Annotated in this window: 14 protein-coding genes; 3 read left to right on the plus strand and 11 right to left on the minus strand. The window is 66.7% G+C overall.

The annotated features are described in order from the left end of the window. Positions 1–53 precede the first annotated feature (53 nt). On the minus strand, positions 54–1622 hold the full coding sequence (locus tag C1876_RS00760; RefSeq protein WP_244909978.1) for a helix-turn-helix domain-containing protein: 1569 nt from the start codon (positions 1620–1622) through the stop codon (positions 54–56). A gap of 261 nt (positions 1623–1883) precedes the next feature. Between C1876_RS00760 and C1876_RS00765 the strand changes: the two genes are divergently transcribed. Continuing rightward, positions 1884–3746, plus strand: a complete 1863-nt coding sequence (locus C1876_RS00765) for an FAD-dependent oxidoreductase (RefSeq protein ID WP_114544814.1) — start codon at positions 1884–1886, stop codon at positions 3744–3746. Positions 3747–3818: 72 nt separating this feature from the next. Here C1876_RS00765 and C1876_RS00770 read toward each other — a convergent pair whose 3' ends face one another. The 3 genes from C1876_RS00770 to C1876_RS00780 all read right to left on the minus strand — a co-directional run bounded on the left by C1876_RS00770 (position 3819) and on the right by C1876_RS00780 (position 6068). Then, positions 3819–4262, minus strand: coding sequence for a type II toxin-antitoxin system VapC family toxin (locus tag C1876_RS00770; protein WP_114544815.1), 444 nt, complete (start codon positions 4260–4262; stop codon positions 3819–3821). Further along, the gene (locus C1876_RS00775) at positions 4246–4530 is read right to left on the minus strand and encodes a type II toxin-antitoxin system RelB/DinJ family antitoxin (RefSeq protein WP_114544816.1); all 285 of its coding nucleotides are present in this window, start codon (positions 4528–4530) and stop codon (positions 4246–4248) included. The genes C1876_RS00770 and C1876_RS00775 overlap by 17 nt, the downstream gene beginning before the upstream one ends. Before the next feature lie 80 nt (positions 4531–4610). Then, positions 4611–6068: a helix-turn-helix transcriptional regulator gene (locus C1876_RS00780; RefSeq protein WP_114544817.1), complete on the minus strand. Its 1458-nt coding sequence runs from the start codon at positions 6066–6068 to the stop codon at positions 4611–4613. Between the two features lie 230 nt (positions 6069–6298). Here C1876_RS00780 and C1876_RS00785 point away from each other — a divergent pair, with 230 nt between their 5' ends. Beyond that, on the plus strand, positions 6299–8017 hold the full coding sequence (locus tag C1876_RS00785) for an FAD-dependent oxidoreductase (RefSeq protein ID WP_114544818.1): 1719 nt from the start codon (positions 6299–6301) through the stop codon (positions 8015–8017). A gap of 66 nt (positions 8018–8083) precedes the next feature. Here the strand turns inward: C1876_RS00785 and C1876_RS00790 are convergent, their stop codons facing one another. The 6 genes from C1876_RS00790 to C1876_RS00815 all read right to left on the minus strand — a co-directional run bounded on the left by C1876_RS00790 (position 8084) and on the right by C1876_RS00815 (position 15417). Beyond that, a complete protein-coding gene (locus C1876_RS00790) occupies positions 8084–8434 on the minus strand; it encodes a 4Fe-4S dicluster domain-containing protein (protein WP_114544819.1) in 351 nt (116 codons plus the stop codon). Positions 8435–8447: 13 nt separating this feature from the next. Next, a complete protein-coding gene (locus C1876_RS00795) occupies positions 8448–10433 on the minus strand; it encodes an FAD-dependent oxidoreductase (protein ID WP_114544820.1) in 1986 nt (661 codons plus the stop codon). Positions 10434–10661: 228 nt separating this feature from the next. After that, on the minus strand, positions 10662–12119 hold the full coding sequence (locus C1876_RS00800) for a helix-turn-helix transcriptional regulator (protein WP_158544512.1): 1458 nt from the start codon (positions 12117–12119) through the stop codon (positions 10662–10664). An 85-nt stretch (positions 12120–12204) separates the two neighbouring features. Continuing rightward, on the minus strand, positions 12205–12807 hold the full coding sequence (locus C1876_RS00805; RefSeq protein WP_114544822.1) for a cytochrome c3 family protein: 603 nt from the start codon (positions 12805–12807) through the stop codon (positions 12205–12207). Between the two features lie 18 nt (positions 12808–12825). Next, positions 12826–13641, minus strand: coding sequence for a hypothetical protein (locus C1876_RS00810; RefSeq protein ID WP_114544823.1), 816 nt, complete (start codon positions 13639–13641; stop codon positions 12826–12828). Between the two features lie 102 nt (positions 13642–13743). Then, complete coding sequence (locus tag C1876_RS00815; protein ID WP_114544824.1) at positions 13744–15417, minus strand: FAD-dependent oxidoreductase; 1674 nt, start codon at positions 15415–15417, stop codon at positions 13744–13746. A 253-nt stretch (positions 15418–15670) separates the two neighbouring features. Here C1876_RS00815 and C1876_RS00820 point away from each other — a divergent pair, with 253 nt between their 5' ends. Next, positions 15671–17077 carry a helix-turn-helix transcriptional regulator gene (locus C1876_RS00820; protein ID WP_158544514.1) on the plus strand — a complete coding sequence of 469 codons (1407 nt, stop codon included), beginning with the start codon at positions 15671–15673 and terminating at the stop codon, positions 17075–17077. Between the two features lie 78 nt (positions 17078–17155). On the opposite strand, the gene C1876_RS00825 is transcribed toward C1876_RS00820, so the two are convergent. Then, positions 17156–17890 carry an EthD domain-containing protein gene (locus C1876_RS00825; protein WP_114544826.1) on the minus strand — a complete coding sequence of 245 codons (735 nt, stop codon included), beginning with the start codon at positions 17888–17890 and terminating at the stop codon, positions 17156–17158. Positions 17891–17897 lie beyond the last annotated feature (7 nt).

A 17897-nucleotide genomic window follows, 5' to 3' on the forward strand; every position in this document is an offset into this window, starting at 1 on the left:
TCAAACGAACGGCGAAAATGTTTCAGACTGGTTTCGCGCAGGCGGTCGTGCCGTTACAGCATGACCTCCACCAGCTCGCCCTCCTCCTGCATGCCGAGGGCGCGCTGCTCGGCCACGACGGCCGACAGCAGGTCCTGCTGCGAGTGGATGCCCATCTTGCGATAGATGTTGCGCACGTGCGTTTTCACCGTCTCCTTCGACAGCGTGAGCTCGTCGCAGATGGCCGAGCGGCTTGCGCCGCGCGCCAACAGGGCGAACACCTCCTGCTCGCGGGCGGTGAGCTCGTTGCGCCGGCACACCAGCTCGCACCCGCGCGCGAAGCTGTCGGGGAGCTCCTCGATGTCGCCGGGGCGCACCATACCCCACCCCGTTTGCAGGTTGCGGCGGTCGCACATCACGAGCGAGCTTGCCAGCAGCACGAACACCATGACCGTGGCCAGGTCGCGCGCCGTGTGCACTGTGACGGGCCCGGCCATCATCACCGCGCTGCCCGCCAGCGCGCCGCCGATTTGCCCCAGCAGCAGAAAGCACGTCGTGATGGCGAACACCCAGTTCGCCGGCAAGCCGCGTTGGCTGATGAGCAGCGCGCACAGCGCCCACATCATGATGTCCACGAAGCGGTAGCCCATCGTATGGACGAGCAGCCCGCCCAACGCATCGGGCCCCGCCACGGCCAGCACGAGGTAGCCCACCGACATGATGAGGAAGCCCACCTGGTAGATGAGCTGGTTGAAGTCCATGCGGAAGCACAGGGCGCACACGAGCAACGCGATGGCCGACAGCGCGAAGCTGACCGCGGTGAGCGCCACGACGGGCTCTTCCCCGCCGCCCAACAGCAGCACCGCCTGCACGATGCCGAACGACAGCCCCTGCGTGAACGCCGTGGCCAGGAACTTGCGCGGCACGTGCAGCGGCGCGTCGAGGCCGTGCGCCAACAGCGCGGGCGTCGCCGGTGCGTCGCGCCCGAGCAGCGCCATGCTGGCGGCGGGCACCACGAACGCTACCGCCCACACCGCCGCTTCGGGCAGCAGCGTGATGCACACGGTGAGCAGCGCGGCCACCACGGTGCCCACCACGCCGTGCAGGATGGTGGTGCGCGGGCCCAAATCGCCCAGCACGCGCCCCCATTCCACATGCAGGCACGCCGTGCCCGCGCCCATGAGCAGCCCGCCCACGCACACCACGGCGGCGTTCATGGGCGCCACCGTGAGCGGCGAGAAAGCCAGCAGCCCGCACGTGGCCACGCCGACGGACATGGAGGCCGGCACGGCGATGCGGTACCACCGGCCCTGCGGCACGAGCCGCTTCATCTTCAGCAGCACGCCCAGCACGAGGAAGGTGCAGGCGTAGGCCGACAGGGGCACGATCCATCCCGGCAGGGGGAAATCGAGCGACGCCAGAAACGGCGGGTTGAAGAACGTCGTTTGGAAGACGAGCCACACCCACGTCCAGAACAGGCCGAAGCCCACCGACAGGCGCGGATGGGCGCGCATCTCGCGGCGAAACGACGCCAGCATGCCGTGACGCTCCTGCCACCCCGTCAGCGTGCGCGGCGGCACGGCCGCCTCGGGCCCGTGCCCCTGTTCGCGCTCGCCCTGCCGCCCCCTCGAACCGGTCTCCATCGCCCCTCCCCGCGCTGCGTATTGCCGTGCGAGCATCGTAGCACAGCGCGCGGGCGCGTCGGACGAGCGAGCGCCTCCTGCGCCTACCCCATCCGGGGGTAGATGTGAGGTTCGGCACATTTACCGCGCAAGGGGGATAGCCCGCTGCGTCGGCGTTTCGTATGGTCAGCGCCATGAGATCGGACGGGGCCGCCGGCCGCCGCCGATCGAGGGAAACGCAAGACATCAGGGAAACGCATCAGGGAGGAAGGGAGTTTCATCATGAAGAAGGAACGCACCATGAACGCCGCATCGGGAGTGTCCCGCCGACAGTTCCTCATCGGGGCGGGCCTTGCGGGCCTCGGCGCCGCGGGCGCCGGGCTTGCCGGCTGCGCGCCGAGCGGGCAAGCCGGTGCCGCCGCAGGCAAGGGAACCGACACGGCATCCGCGGCAAGCGCGGGCGGCGCGGCCGATTCCGCCTCGCTCGCCAACAACCCGCTCGGCGCGAACGCGGCCGTCGAATGGACGTTCATGACGCCGCCGGCCGACATCCCCGCCGATCAGATCACCGGCACCGAGGACGTGGACGTGCTGGTGGTGGGCTGCGGCTTCGCCGGCGCCATCGCATCGGTGGCCGCGGCGCAGGCCGGCGCGAAAACGCTGTGCATCGAGAAGTGCACCACGTACTCGGGCCGCGGCGGCCACATCACGGCCTACGGCTCGAAGATCGTGAAGCAGTACGTCGAAGAGGGCTGGTTCAAAGAGGCCGATTACGCGCACATCGTCCGCCGCCTCACCGAGTGGGCCACGGGCCGCGTGAAGGAACCGCTGCTGTGGCAGTTCGCCAAGAAGTCGGGCGCGTGCATGGACTGGCTCGTCGACCTCGTGGCCGACTCCGGCCTGCAGCCCACGCTGTGGGCGGGCTACTACAAGGGACCCGACTACACCGAGGAGCCCATCACGCACTTCTTCTACGATGACACCACCGACTTCGTGTACCTCGACGGCGTGTCGAAGGGCCTCGGCATGGCCGTGCTCATCCCCGCGGTCATCGAACAGGGCGAGAAGCTGGGCGTGGAGTACCGCTACGAAACGCCGTGCGCCCGCCTGCTGCGCGACGGCGACGGCCCCGTGACGGGCGCCATCGTGGGCGACGAGGGCAGCTACCAGCAGATCAACGCGAAGTCCGTCATCGTGGCCACGGGCGACTACCTGGACGACGACGAGATGCGCACGCGCTACCAGCCGTTCACCTGGCATGCCGACAGCCGCCTGTACATCCCCTTCGGCATCTCCACCGGCGACCTGCACAAGCAGGCCATGTGGATCGGCGGGGCCATGCAGCCCTCCGAGCCCCACTGCGCCACCATCCACCTCGAGTCCGGCGCGCAGAGCTACAACTTCCTGCACGTGAACAAGAACGGCGAGCGCTTCATGAACGAGGACGTGAACACGCAGTCGAAGTCGTGCGTGAAGTCCTACCAGCCCGAGGGCAAGGCGTTCACCATCTACGACGCGAACTCGCTCGAGTCGTTCGCCCAGTCGTGCAACGACGGCATCTCGGGCGGCATCTCGTCCGACCAGCAGTACCGCCGCTTCGGCGTGCCGTTTGACATGGACGTGGAGCTGAAGCTGCGCCAGGCGAAGATCGACCAGGGCCTCCTGTTCCAGGCCGACACGCTTGACGAGCTGGCCGAGAAGGCGGGCATCGACGCGGCCGGCCTCAAGGCCACAGTGGCCCGCTACAACGAGTTGGCCGCGAAGGGCAACGATGACGACTTCGGCAAGCGCCCCGAAATCCTATGGCCCATCGACACGCCGCCGTACTTCGCCGGGCAGCTCGTGTCCACGCTGCTCGCCGCGTCGGGCGGCCTGCGTCAGGACACCGCGTGCCACATCCTCGACGAGGAGAACAACCCCATCGAAGGCCTGTACGTGTGCGGCGCCGCCGGCGGCGAGTACTTCTCGAACGACTACCCCACCATCTGCCCCGGCACGAACCACGGCCGCTGCCTGACGTTCGGCCGCATCGCCGGAATCAACGCCGCCGGCGGCGACGCCGAGAAGGAAATCGCCGACCTCGACATCACAAGCGCCATGATGCCCGAAGCCAACCGCGTCAACACCGTAACCGCCTCAGCATAACGCTCGCGCGACATTTCTCCAGAACGCGCCGGAGCCATCTTCCCTCCCACGGCTCCGGCGCGTTCGCGCATGCTACCAGCACACCTCTTCGTATACGAAGCCCTGCGCTTCGAGCCGGTCGAACAGCTGCTCGGGCGTGACGGCCTCGACGGGCGACGCCTTGAAGTCCTTGACGTTGCGCGTGACGATGTAGTCCGCTTTCACCTTCGCCGCGCACTGGGCTACGAGGCAGTCCTCGAAATCGGCCCATCGCAAGGCGAGCGCGCGCTGCGCGTCTTCCGGCGACACTCCCACGATCTGCAGAAACGACAGGTTCTGCTCGATCATGTCCTGCGCGGCCTCGCTGCCGTAATCCTTGCGCAGCAGATAGTAGATATCGGTCAGCATGTTCACGCTGATATAGGTGGTTGCTTCCTGTACCACCCCCAGCAAGCATACGCGCCGCGACAGTTCGTAAAACGGCTCGCGCCTGCCAATGTGGTCGAGCACGACGTTGGCATCAAGCATCAAGTCCATAGCGATCCTTCAAGCGCGCCTCCCGCAGCTCTTCGTCGGTCATGGCAAGCGGGCGTTTCGTGTGCACGCGATCGAAAGCCTCGATGCGGCGACGCAGCTCATCTTCGTCGGGCTTCTCGTTTTTGACGAACGGGAGCCCATCGTGCTTGACCGTGTACTCGAACAAACGCCTGACGGCCGAAGACGGCGTGTAGCCTTCGCGCTGCATGATCGCGGTCGCCCGATCTTTCATATCGCCATTCAGCCGTACCGTCACCACCGATTCCATGGCGCCTCCTTTCTGTATTACACGTATTACAGTATATGCAGAAAGCACGCACCGGTCAAGCAACGACGGGGCGCTGTCCCCTACTCGAACGCGTCCAACTGGTCGAGGAGCTCTTGGCGGGAGTTCACGGCGAGCTTGCGGTAGATGTGGGTGGTGTGGGTTTTCACCGTGCCGGTGGTGACGAACAGCGCGTCGGCGATGTAGGGCAGCGTGCGGCCGCGCGCGAGGTAGCCGAGCACCTCGGCCTCGCGCTTCGTCAGGCCGTGGCTCTGCGAAAACCGCGCGGCGCGCTCGAGCACGACGGCCTCCGGGTCGGCCAGTGCGGGAGCGTCGGCAACAGCGCGCTCCGGCGCGGGCTCGGCGGCCTCGTGCGGCGCGCCGGCGCGGCCCACCAGCATGAAGAACAGCGCCAGCAGCCCCAGGCCGCACATGACGTCCAGCACGAATTCGCCCGATCCGAACAGGGCGTACACCTGCTTGCCCACCACGTTGCCCGCAAACACCACGCCCGAGATGAGCGCCTGGCCCACGCTGAACGACAGCAGCGGCGAAAGCCCCGACTCCTGCGTGCTCTGCGTGACCACGAGGAACACGAGCACCTGCAGGAAAAACGCGCTGCCCTGCACGAGCGCCCCGCCCACCGGGATGGCCGCCGCCCCGAACACCATGACGCCCACGAGCCCCACCGCCGTGAACGTGACGGTGATGCGGTACACGCCGTCCACGGAAAGCGCCCCGCGGCGTGCGGTGAGCGGCACGAGCGCCATCGTCGCGATGCAGGCGCACACGAGGATGCCGCCGAAGAACAGGCTGTCCACCGACGCGTACGAGCCGCCCATCACCGTCGAGGCCATGAGGTTGCCCACGAAGGTGGCGGCAACGAGCACGCTCATGGCGCGCCACGGCAGCACGCGAGCCTCCCACAGGCCGGCCATCAGCTCGCCGGGCGCTGCGCCCTCGTCGCCGCCCGCGCGCACGGGAAACACCTCGGACGACAGCTCGTGGCGCGCGGCCGCATCGCTGCGCCACAGCGCCCACGAGGCAAGCGGCAGCAGGCAGACGACCGCAACGGACGCCGGCCCCGACACGTGCGCCACCACGAGGTACAGCAAGTACGCCACCAGAAACGACAGCACCACGAGCGAGCGCATGCGGCGCGACCCCAGCGAGTAGCGCGCGCCCCACGCCACGCCCAACAGCATCACCGCGCCGCCGTCGACGACGCCGCACGCCACGATCGCGCCCAGGGCGCTCGCGCGCACTGCCCACGCCAGCACGAGCGTGGTGAGCGCCACCAGCAGCGCCGCGACGAAGAACGCCCCGCGCCGCACGATGAAGCGCCGCCACCGCGACGCCAGCATAACCAGACACGCGCACACCACCACCGAAGCCTGCGAGGCGAAGAACCCGTACTCCAGCCCGATGCTGGCCTCCACGCCGCTGCGCTCCGGAAACAGCGCGGGGCTCAAGAAGCACAAGAACCCCCACGCCCACAAGAGCGCCGAGCCCACCACCACCCGCACGTTGCCCGCTCGCATCCCCGAACCCCTCCCCACCGTCTGCTCGTCACTTCCTTCGCGCTTCATCCTACCGCATCTTCGACGGCAGCGTCCCCGAGCATGAAACCTCCCCACCTGGGAAAACGCAAATATCTACCGTTTCGTCAGATGCGGATGACCCGCCCGTCGGCCATGCTTTCGTCCAGGGAAGCCGCACCGAGGGGTTGAACGCACAACCGTGCGGCGCCACACCGAACAAGGGAGGAACCATGCACGAATCAGAACATGCCACGTCCAACCGCCTCAGCCGCCGCTCGTTTCTGACGGGGGCCGCGGCAACCGCCGGCTTGGCCGCCTTCGCAGGCCTCACGGGCTGCGCGCCGCAAAACGCCGCGAACGGCGAAGCGTCCGCGTCCGCAGCATCCGTATCCGGCAGCTCCGCGTCATCGGCCGCGCCCGCCGGCGCCATGCAAACCACCAACCCGTCGCAGGCCGTCTGGCCCGTCGTCGAGGAAGTGGAAGTGGGCGCCGCCGGCGAGGGCAAGATCGCCTTCGTGGCCGAGCCCATCGCCGCGAGCGACATCGTGGCCACCCACGACGTGGACGTGGTGGTGTGCGGCCTCGGCCCCGCAGGCGACGCCGCCGCCCTCGCCTGCGCCGAGCAGGGACTCACCACCGTCGCCGTGGAAAAGCAGACCACCGGCAACTACAACTCGGCCACCATCGGCGGCACGAACTCCAAGCTGCACGAGCATTGGGGCATGACCTACGACACCGACGCCTGGATCAGCGACGCTATGGTAGACTGCGCGTTCCAGGGCGACATGGAGCTGTACCGCCACTGGCTCGAGAAGAACGGCGAAGCCGTGGACTGGTACATCAGCCACTTCGACAACCAGAACCTCGACGACTACCCGCTCACGTTCGCCGCGGGCGACTTCCCCGACTTCCGCGACGAATGGGACAAGACCGCGCTGTCGCGCTCGTGGAACACCTCGCTCAACCTGCCCTACCCTCCCGGCGAGCTGGCGGGCATCCTGGCCGGCATCCTGGAGGCGGCCGGCGTCGAGATTCGCTACAGCTGCCCGGCCTGCCAACTGGTCACCGACGACGCCGGCAAGGTGACGGGCGTCATCGTGAAGAGCGATGCGGGCTACGAGCAGTACAACTGCGCCAAGGGCGTGGTGCTCGCAACCGGCGGCTACGAGTTCAACCAGCAGATGCTCAAGGAACGCTGCCGGCCGCGCGGCGTGCCGGGCAGCTGGCTCACGGGCGCTTTCGGCAACACGGGCGACGGGCACCAGATGGGGCTTGCCGTGGGAGCCGCCGAGGACGAGTTCCCGCACGCCATCATGCTGGACCCCGAGCAGCTCATGCCGTACCTGCGCGTGAACAAGCTGGGTAAGCGCTTCACGCCGGAATACGAGCCCTACGGGCACCTCGCCCTGGCCATCCAGGCGCAGCCGGGCACGTACGACTTCTACGTGGTGGACAGCGCCATAGGCGAGAAGATCGACAAGATATGGACGCCCAGCTCGTCGTGCTACGGCCCGAAGGAGGTCTGGACCGCTGCGGCCATGAGCGAGAAGGCGCTCAAGGCCGACACCCTCGAAGAGCTGGCGAAGCTCATGGAGGTGCCCGCCGAAGACTTCGCGGCCACCATCGAGCGCTGGAACGAGATGGCGGCGGCGGGCAAGGACGAGGATTTCAACTTCCCCGGCGAGATGATGATGACCATCGACACCCCGCCGTACTACGCCACCAAGGAGTTCGCCGACGGTCTGTGCACGGCGGGCGGCCTGCTCGTGGACACCGAATGCCGCGTGCTCGACAAAGACCGCCAGCCCATCGACGGCCTGTTCGCCGCCGGGCTCACTTCGGGCGGCATGTTCTTCAACACGTACCCGCACAACCTCAACTGCCTGAGCCACACGCGCAACTGCCTCATGGGCTACACCATCGGCACCGTGCTGGGCGGCGCGGCATAGCCCTCCCTCCGCAGCTTCCGCCGGCACCCGGCACCCCGCCGGCGGAAGCTGCTGCACCGGTCGAGCCTACTTCGAGCCGCTCCAACCCGACGAGCCGGAGCTCTCGGCGGACGCGGCCGCCTCCTCCGCCGACTTTGCGGGCTGCGCCAACGTCGCCTCCTTGACGGCCGCGGGCGTGGCGCCGTCGGAAACCGCGGCGCGGGCGGCGGCCAGGGCGTACGACGCCTGGTAGAACGACATCTCGAGCGAGCGCCCCTTGCAGCCCATGAAGCACTGGCCGCAGCTTTGGCAGTTCTCGGGATACGCGATCACCGACTTCATCTCGTTCTCGTCGAAGCGAAACACGTCCATCGGGCACACGGTGACGCAGTTTCGGCACCCGATGCAGTTGTTCAAATCGTAGCGAATCACGCTCATCTCAAATCCCTCCCTATTTCTTCCAGCTGCCGGACGACTCTTCTTCGGGCAGGCCCTTCGCCTTGGCCTCGCCGGGGAACCGCACGCCGTAGCGCGTTGCGTACTCCTCGGAGCGGTCGCCGGTCCACTCGTCCTTCACGGGAATCTTGTCCACGGTCATCGCGCCGTCGTCGTCCTTCGTGATGGCGAGGTAGCACAGGTACTCCTCGTCGTTGCGATACGGGTAATCGGCGCGGTAGTTCGTCCCACGGCTTTCCTTGCGCTCCAAGCTGGCGCGCAGCTTCATCTCGGCCGACAACACCTTGTGCTTCATCTCCAGGCACAGGCGCTGCTGATGCGGGTTCGTGGCCTGCAGCTTCGGAAGCACCTTGTCGCGCATCTGCTGCACCTGCACGAGCGCGGCGCTCAGCGATTCCTCGGACTTCGAGATGAGCACCCACCACGGCGCCATGATGGCGTGCAGCTGGTCGCGCGCCCAGTCGGGGCTGAAGCCCTTCTCCACGGCAAGCGGCGCTTCCACCTCGGCTTTCACAGCGTCAATCGTCTCCTGCGACACCGCGGCCTCGGCGGCCCCGGCGGCATAGGCAGCGGCGGCCTTCCCCGCGACATCGCCCTGGATGGACGTGAAGTTCGACGTGAAGCCCACGCCCACCGGGTACGCGGACCCCGTCACGGCGCAGCCGTTGATGCCGTCGCCCGCCACCCACAAGCCGGGAATGCCCGTGAAGCCCTCGAGATCGTCGAAGCCGCACCACACGCCCGACGAGAAATGCGAGCACATGCCCACGGCGGCGCCGTAGCAATCGCCCTTCGGCTTCGGGCTCATCATCTTCCCGATGCGGATATCGTCGTCCTTGCCGCTCAGGCTGCCGCCTCGCCGCCCGATATCGGCCGCCGCCTGGTCTTCGATGTTGGAGCCGTCGTTGGCGGCGAGGCCGTTGATGGTGTTGGTCACGCGCCCCATCACCATGGTCTTTTCCTTCGTCTGGGCGTAGCTGACCGCCGTGTCGGCCGTGATGTCGCCGCCGCACAGCCAGATGTTCTCAAGCCAGTCCCACGAGTTGGTGACGAAGGAATCGCCCGAGGCGTACGACGCGGTGACGTGAAAGTCGTCGTATTCTTTGCCCACGATGGGAAGGCCCAGGTTGTAGGCGATGTACTCGCCGTCGAACGTATCGCCGCCCACGGGATAGCCGGTGGGCTTGTAGCAGCCGCCGCCCATCGCCATGACCACGGACTTCGCGTTGAAGGTGATCACCGTGCCGCTGGGCACGTGGAAGCCCACGGCGCCCGTTACCCGCTCGTCGTCGCGCGCCACGTCCACCACCATCGTGTAGCTCACCACGTCGATGTCGTGCTGCTTGAGCAGCGGCAGCCACCGCGCATGGCGATCCTTGTCGGCGAACGCCTCGTGATACCCCTGGAAGTCCAGGTCGTCCCAGTACTCGGTATCGACGCAGCGGTCGAAGCGATCCATGAGGCCCCACCCCGCCAGGCGCTCGTACGCCTCCTTGGAATGGTCGATCCACATCTGGTACCAGTCCTGGTTGCTCACGTATTCGGAGCCGATCATGATGCTTTTCTTGAACGCATCGGCATCGTCGCCCATGGCGGGGTCGAACCACCGGTGCGAGCTCGGCCACGGCGACAGACCCGAGTACCCCGGGCAGCCCTTGTCAACCAGCACCACGCTCGCGCCCGCCTCCTTCGCCGCCATCGCCGCGTTGAGCCCTGCGAACCCGCCGCCGATCACCAGCACGTCGCAGTCGTACGCGGTGGTGTCGGGCGCCGCCGCTTCCGGAATGGGCAGCTCGTCGATGGTGCGCGGCGTTCCTTGCGCGACGCTCGCCTCGTTGTCGCTCGCGCGGGCCGAACCCTGCGGCGCGCAGCCTCCGAGCGCCGCCATCATGCCCAAACCGCCCGCTGCCAAACCTCCCGTGCGCAGGAACGCACGGCGCGACATGCCTTCCGGGGCCATCCCCATCCTCTTCTCGCTCATACACCTCTCGCTTCCTCCCAAGCCCCGCTCGGGGGCGTGTTTGCCGCCGAGGGATACCGGCGAGTGCCCCGCGGGGAGCACGCTTCGCCTCGGCAGCCCGAGCATCCGGCAAAGCGGGGTGCGCGCGCATCCTCCGAAACGTACAAATGAGGTTGAAATGCGAGGAGCGGAGGTATACGAAACGTACAACTCCCAGGTCAGCGCCGCGAAGCGCGAAAGCGTACCGCCTTATTGCGCGCGGTATCCGTCGATGAGCGCGATGAGGTCTTGCTTGGAATGGATGCCCAGCTTGCGGTACACGTGCGAGAGGTGCGCCTTCACCGTCGACTCGGACACGATCAGCGCCTCGGCGATCTTCTTCGCCGAGTAGCCGCGGTACGTGTACACCACCACGTCCAGTTCGCGCTGCGTGACGTCGAACGCGGCGGTAGCCTGACGACACAGGTTCTCCTGCCAGTTGTCGCCCTGAGCTTCCACCTGCGTTGCCATGCGCCGCGAGAACGACACCAGCACGCCGATGCCCACCGCCGCGGCGACGAACGCGCCCGTCGCCGCCACCGGCGTCACCAGCGGAAGCTCGGCCAGCAAGCCCAGCACGCCGCTGCGATACATCACGTCCAGCGCGATGAACTGAGGCACGGCCAGCACGAACACGCCGAACAGCCCGAACACGAGCGGTGCCGACAGCCTGCGCCGCGCCGCCTCGTATACGAGCGTTGCCGCGAACAGCACTTCCACTCCGTGCTCGGCAGCCACGAGGATGCGCTTGCTCACCAGCACCCCGTCGCCCGCAGGGTCGCCCAGCGTCACCATCAGCAGCGCCCCCATGTACACGAGCGTGAGAGCCGCAATCGCCGTCACCACGTTCGAGAACGTCATGCCTTTGCGCGCGAACAGCACCGCCAGGAAACCCGTTATCGCAAGACCGGCAAACGCCGTCACCAGCTGCGGCATGAGGCCGAGGCTTCCCGCGCTCGACACGCCCGTCCCCATGATGGTGAACGCGCGCACCGCGATGACGCCGAAGTAGATGAACACGGCGCACAGCGCGAGAACGCCCCACGGCAGAACCTTGAGCGACGAGATGCGGAAGGACGCAGGCTCGCGGTAGGCGCGGCGAGGGCTGCGGGCGAGGCAGAGCGCCGACAGCGCCGGGCAGACGCACGAGAACAGGGCGAGCGCGCCGTTCCCGACGATCAGCAGCAGGCTCCAGGCCAAGCTGAACAGGCAATACGACACGCAGACGAACATCACCGAACGCGCGACGCACTGCGCGCTGGCCTGCGCGAGCCAGCTCACCGAGAACACGGCCACGTACAGCGCCACGAGCGAAATCGCAACGCCGCTTGCCCCTTCGGAGAAGGTACCGAACAGCGGCGAGCAGAACAGCATGGCGCTTCCCGCCAACCCCGCCGCGCCCGCAATGCCGCGGATGACGGGCAGATGGCCGTCGAGCCGCTCCATGCGGCCCCGCAAGGCGATGATCACGACCAAGAACAGCACCAGCATGAGCGAGTAGACGAGATGCTGCGCCGAAACGGCGCCCACGTTGGCACCGTCGAACAGGGGCGACAGGGAGAAGGGGTAGTACGGGGACACGTGCACCGAGAACCAGAACAGCGCCATGCCCGTCAACGACACGACGTCGGCTTTGCCGAGCGTATGTTTCCCCTGATTCCCTTCCATAGCCTTGCAGTATACCATCGTTGCCGCCCCGCCCTCCCCGGTCAAAACCAGGGAGAACGGAGCGGGCATACGGGTTGGCCGAAGCTTAGTGGCAGGTATAGCACTCGTAGACGCCGGCGTGGTGGCACGAAGCGCACACCTGCGTCGCCGTGTCTTGCGGGGTGCCCTCCTCGTGCATGGTGTGGCACTTCGCGCAGGTCAACTTCGCGTGCTCGTCGTTGCCGGGCATTTCGTGGGGGTTCACCGTGGTACCGTTGTCGTCGGTGAGCACCGTAAGGTCGGCCGTTGCCGCCGCCGCGTCGCTCAGGTCGTGGCACGACAGGCAGGCCTCCTTCGACACCTCGGTTTTCTTGAGCTTCTTCGGCGCCTTGTAGTCGTTCATATCCACATCGCCGTGCACCGTTTGCAGCCCCGCCTCGTCGGTGTGGCAGGAGACGCAGGCCAGAGTGCCGTGACTCGCGGAAATCTCGCAGGCGGTGTTCGTGAGCGAGTCGCCCTCCACCGTGTGGCAGGTGGAACAGTCGGCGTCGGCCGTCCACGTGAACGCGAGCCCCGCCTGCTCGCTCGCCTCGGCGGTGGGTCCTTCGGATTGCTGCGGAGCGCAGCCCGCCATGCTCAGCGCGCCGACGCCGGCAAGCAGGCTGATTGCCATCGTCACCGCAGCGAAGGTGCAAAGTCGTTTCTTCATGGGTTCCTTCTTCCGTTGTTACGAGGCCGCGATCTCGGTGCCCTCGAACGTGCCGTCGGCCGTCTCGAGGAAGTTCGGGTTCGCGCCGCCCGCGTTGCCCGAGAACGTGGCGCCGTTGTTCGCAATCACGCCGCCCTCGCTCACGATGGCCGCCGCGTCACCCGCGGCGATGCACTGCGAAACCTCGCTGCCCGCCTCAAGCGTGAGATACGCGCTCGCGCCCACCACGTACACGGCGCTCGCGCCGCTTGCGGCGTTGCCGCCGGTCAGCACCGCGCCCTCATCGAGCGTCAGGCGTCCCAGGTCGGACACGAGCACAAGCGGGCTCTCGAGGGCCGCCGCGCTCGTGCCGTCCAGCACCACGTTCTTCAACGTCACGAACCCGTCGGTGATCTGCAGCATCGGGCCGGTATCGGCATCGCCGCGCACGATGGAGAACGGCGTGTCGCCGTCGCTCTTCACCGTGATGGTGGTGCGGAAGCCCACCTTCGGAACCGAGCCGTCCGCCGACAGCGGGGCGTCGGACAGCAGCGTGACGGTGCCGCCGCCGTTTTGGTTCGCCTGTTCGAGCGCTTCGCCGAACGTCTTGAAGTACGAGGAGATGTACTTGCAGGTCATCCCCTGCTCGAGCGCGTCCGCATCCTTGTCCTGCTTCGCGGGCTTGTCGGCCTGCGGCTCCTGCTGAGTCGTCTGAGCCGCGTCGCCGCCGACAGCCTCAGCCTGATCGTCGGAAGCCGTCGGGTCGCCCGAGCAGCCCACGAGCGCCACCGCCACGAGCGCGGCGCACGCGAACGCGCACGCCTTCCGCATCGGGGAGAACTTCGTTGCAATCATCGGTCTATCCTTTCTTCATCACTCGCCTTGCCAAGCGGCTCCCGGGGAGGGAGGGAGCGGGAGCCGCTTGCAAGGGAGTTCGGGTAATGCGAGGTGAATGGGCTAGTTCGCGTCCCACGGCTCCAGCGTCATGGCGTGCTGCGCGGCAATCATGCCGGACGAGAGCGCCTCGAAGATGTTGCCCAGGCAGTACACGAAGCCGTTGAAGGAGCCGAACTCGCCGCAGTTGTACAGGCGCGGAATGGGCTCGTACGCCGGCGACATGGTTTGGCAATTCTGGTTGCGCACGGGGCCGCCCTGCGTGTTGATGCTGGAAAAGCCCAGTTCGGTGGCGTAGTACGGACCGTCGCCCAACGGCAGCATGTGCTTGGCGTCGCGGCTGAACTCGGGGTCGTCGCCCGCTGCGGCGTACTCGTTGTACTGCGCCACCGTGGCCGCAAGCGCCGCGCCGTCGATGCCGTCGATGGCCTCGTCAGCCGTGCGGCAGGGGCGCTCGGCCTTGATGTTGGCCGCAAGCTCCTCAAGCGTGTCGCCCTTGAAGATCCAGCCCTTCTCGATGGCCGCCTCGTTGCTGCCCCACTCGAGCCACGGCTCTTCGGGATGGTGGTAGTTGTACACGCCGGCGTACGTGTTGATGATGCCCGCACGGCCCGACCCGTCCCACAGCGGCTTCGCGTCGAAGAATTCCTGGTCGAACACGAGGAAGAACGGCAGGTGACGGTAGTCGCAGGCCTTCGCGTCGAAGTCGAGGCCGAACTGATGCTCCATATCGTGAGCGCCGGTGCGGTCTTCCTTCATGAAGCGCTTGCCGTTGTAGTCCACGATGAGGTAGTTGTACGGCGTGATGCCGTCGGTGGCATCGGTGCTGATGGAGCAGTTGGCCTCTTCGGAGGGCAGCTTGTAGCACAGGGCCGCCCACTCAAGGCCGTGCATGTGCCACAGGTCAGCGCCCACGCTCTGCGCCATCGCGAAGCCGTCGCCCTCGTTGTTCGGCGTGCCCCATCCGAACACGCGCACGCCGGGGTTGTTGTAGTTGTACTGAATCCACGGGTTGTTCTCGTAGCCGCCGCAGCACAGCAGCACGGCCTTGTTCGCCTTGTACGTGAGTTCCTGCCCGTCGGGCCCTTCGGCCACCACGCCGCAGATTTCCTTCGTGTGCGGGTTCTGAATGAGGCGCGTGGCGCGATTGCTCAGGCGCACGTCCACGCCGTAGTCTTCCGCCACCTCGTCGAGTTCCTCGAACAGGTACATGCCCACGATGCCGTCGCGGCCCGAAACGTAACCGCCCTGATACTCCTTCGGACGCTTATGGCCGTCGTTGCTCTCGTCCACCCAGTCGATGTTGATGCCGTACTGTTCGCACCATGCAGGCAGCTGCTGCGTCTTCTGCAAGAACTCCTTCATATCCTCCTCGTTGCGCACGGTGCCGAACGCCCCGTGGTTGAACGTCGTCCACCACTCGTCGACGTCGACTTCCGCGCACGTGTGGATATGGCCGCCCGAGCAGCCTGTCGAGCCGCCGTCGCGCTCGGCCGACTTCTCCAACACGATGGCGCTCACGCCCGCGTCGGCCGCCGCGATGGCCGCCGTGGAACCGCATCCGCCGTAACCCACGATGATGAGGTCGGCTTCGTCGGTCCATGACGACGGCAGCCATTCTTCGCTGGCCGACGCGGTGGAGCACCCCGCCATGCCAACGGTTGCGACGCCTGCCGCGCCCGCCATCGCGAGGCCGGCACCCTTGAGGAAGCTCCTGCGGGAAAGATCGGTATTCATGGTATTGCTCCTATCTCGTACCCTTCCTTGTCGCTCGGAGGCGGCGGCCGCACCCTGCGTCCGTTGCCCCTGAGACGTTCTCGATTCTTGCAGGGAACGAGGGCGAAATCACTCCATGAACAGGGTGGAAGCGCTACCCGAAAGGTGTGGTTCTGCGTTTCACCACGAAATCATGCTGTTGGGCGAAGGACGCTTTGGGTATGATGGCGAAGCAGCACGGGGAAGCTGTTATCGCAGGAGGGGGTCCGACGATATGGGGAGTATCCGCACGGCGTTATTCGGCTCGACGGCGGCGCTGCCGCTGCTGGGACTCAGTCTCATTTTCGCGTGGGTGTATGCGCCGCTGCTCGTGGGCGAGCAGTTCTACTTCTTTCATCATCTCGGGTTCGGCTGCACGCTCGTGGCGCTTGCGCTCATCGTGTCGCTGCGCCCGCGCCTCGCCGGCCCGCGTGCCTTGCGCGTCGCCTCGGTGCTGGCAACGTGCGCCATGGGCCTCGCGCCGCTCGCGCTGTTCGTGCCCGGGTCGGCGAATGCGGCAACCATCGTGATCGGCGGGCTGCTGAGCGGTGCCGGCGCGGCATGGGTGCTGGGACGGTGGTTCTGCCTGTACTGCCGCTTCCGCACCGAGCTTGCCGTGAACTACACGTTGGCAGCGTTCTCGCTGTCGTCGTGCATCCGCTTCGCGCTCGTGCCCTTGTCCGAGCTATCCTCGTTCGCCATGCTGGCCGTGCTGTGCGTGCTGCCGTTCTGCTCGCTCGTGCTGGCGAACCGCAGCGAGCGCATCGCGCCGGGGGCGCTCGCGCTGCGCAAGTCCTACGACGTGACGGGACCCGCATCCGAAAAGCCGCCGTTTTCGGGCACGGCCGGGTTCTTCGTCGAAATCGTCATCTACGGCCTTGTGTTCGGCGTGCTGCGCAACGGGATATCCGATTGGTCGAACGAGTCCGCCTCGCTCTACGTGGGGCACCTGTTCCGCATCTTCATGCCGTTGCTGTTGCTGGCCTGGATCAACGTGCCGCAAAACGACGAGCACAAGGAGCGCGGTCTGCGCGCCGCGCTGCTGGGATGCGCGTTCGTCGTCACCGTGGGCATCTTCTTCGGCGACTCGCCCACCGTGGTCATCTCGTCGCTCACGCTGGCCGCGCGCAACTTCGTCACCATCCTGCTGTACATGATGCTGTACCGCACCGTGCGCGATTGCGAAGGGCATCCCCTCGTGGTGTACGGTATCGGCCGCGGCGTGTACGAGCTGGCGCTCACCGTGGGGTTGCTGCTGTTCAGCGTCACGGACGTGTCCGACCTCATCGCGTCCATGCCCATCACCACGTTCTACTTCGTCATGACGTGCGTGCTGTTGCTGCTGCTCAACAGCTTCTCGCGCATCGCCGCGGTCATCCGCCGCACGCCGCCGCCCGCGGCCGTTACCGCGCTGCACGACAGCTCGCCCGACGAGCGGTTCGCCTCGGTGGCCGCGCGCTTCGCGCTGTCCGAGCGCGAGGTCGAGGTCATGCGCCTGCTGTGCCGCGGCCGCACGAAGCGCTACATCGCCGAGACGCTGTACCTGTCGGAAGACACCGTGCGCTGGCACGCGAAGCAGCTCTACCGCAAGCTCGACGTGCACAGCAAGCAAGAACTCATCGACCTCGTGGGCATCGAGTGACGAAAACGGGAGGCACGCGCAAACGCGCGTGCCTCCCGAACAAGGGGCCCGCTTCCGAGTAGAGGGGCCCGTACGAATTTACCAGCAGTATCCGCCGAGCGCCGACCCGTCCACCACCGGATGGGTTTCAACCAGGTACGTGTCGACGGAACCGATGAACTCCGCCCCGTGAGATGCCAGCCGCCGGAACTCCGGGGCATCGGAGAAGCAGCGGAGCGCATCTTCGTCCTCGAAGAAGAACTCCGCTACGCCATCGCACGGAAGCTGCTCATGAGCGGCGGGTTTCCCGTCAACGAAGCGGTCGATCACGAGGTTTTGGCGATGGCCCACAGGACCGGGGACCGTCTCCGAGAGCCTGGCATGCGCGTAGCACCATGCCCGCTGAAACTCCGCAGCGCTCACGCCGCTCGCCCTGCCGAGGAACCACACGCCATGGATGAGGTTCCTGCCGCGCAGGTACGGGGGAACCTCGCGCACCACCGTGCGCGAGCACACGAGGATGTCGCACAGGCGTTTCTGCAGCAGAACCTCCGCGTCATCGAGCAAGGCATTTCCCGTTTCGGCATCGAGCGACCGAACGCCCTCGAGCATGGCCGCATACGTCTCGAAGTGAAGCTCGGAGAACCCGTCAAGGTCGATGCCACCGCCCCCGATGGGATGGCGGTGCGCGCGGTCAACCACGAGGTTCTGGTTGTAGACCTCCAGGTTCTTCATACCCGCGGCAAGGGGCCCATGGACATGCAGCCAATGATGCGCGAATGATTCCTGGGTTAAGCCGTCGTTCTTCTTGAGCAATCCGTACCGTACCAGCAAAGTGCTC

The organism is Eggerthella sinensis, assembly GCF_003339815.1.
Taxonomy (GTDB): domain Bacteria; phylum Actinomycetota; class Coriobacteriia; order Coriobacteriales; family Eggerthellaceae; genus Eggerthella; species Eggerthella sinensis.

Bases quoted from the DNA above. Each gene is read 5' to 3' on its own strand.
- C1876_RS00775 (WP_114544816.1), bottom strand. From the start codon at position 4,530: ATGGAATCGGTGGTGACGGTACGGCTGAATGGCGATATGAAAGATCGG.
- C1876_RS00805 (WP_114544822.1), bottom strand. From the start codon at position 12,807: ATGAAGAAACGACTTTGCACCTTCGCTGCGGTGACGATGGCAATCAGC.
- C1876_RS00820 (WP_158544514.1), top strand. From the start codon at position 15,671: ATGGGGAGTATCCGCACGGCGTTATTCGGCTCGACGGCGGCGCTGCCG.
- C1876_RS00780 (WP_114544817.1), bottom strand. From the start codon at position 6,068: ATGCGAGCGGGCAACGTGCGGGTGGTGGTGGGCTCGGCGCTCTTGTGG.
- C1876_RS00790 (WP_114544819.1), bottom strand. From the start codon at position 8,434: ATGAGCGTGATTCGCTACGATTTGAACAACTGCATCGGGTGCCGAAAC.
- C1876_RS00785 (WP_114544818.1), top strand. From the start codon at position 6,299: ATGCACGAATCAGAACATGCCACGTCCAACCGCCTCAGCCGCCGCTCG.
- C1876_RS00770 (WP_114544815.1), bottom strand. From the start codon at position 4,262: ATGGACTTGATGCTTGATGCCAACGTCGTGCTCGACCACATTGGCAGG.
- C1876_RS00765 (WP_114544814.1), top strand. From the start codon at position 1,884: ATGAAGAAGGAACGCACCATGAACGCCGCATCGGGAGTGTCCCGCCGA.
- C1876_RS00815 (WP_114544824.1), bottom strand. From the start codon at position 15,417: ATGAATACCGATCTTTCCCGCAGGAGCTTCCTCAAGGGTGCCGGCCTC.
- C1876_RS00810 (WP_114544823.1), bottom strand. From the start codon at position 13,641: ATGATTGCAACGAAGTTCTCCCCGATGCGGAAGGCGTGCGCGTTCGCG.
- C1876_RS00800 (WP_158544512.1), bottom strand. From the start codon at position 12,119: ATGGAAGGGAATCAGGGGAAACATACGCTCGGCAAAGCCGACGTCGTG.
- C1876_RS00795 (WP_114544820.1), bottom strand. From the start codon at position 10,433: ATGAGCGAGAAGAGGATGGGGATGGCCCCGGAAGGCATGTCGCGCCGT.
- C1876_RS00760 (WP_244909978.1), bottom strand. From the start codon at position 1,622: ATGGAGACCGGTTCGAGGGGGCGGCAGGGCGAGCGCGAACAGGGGCAC.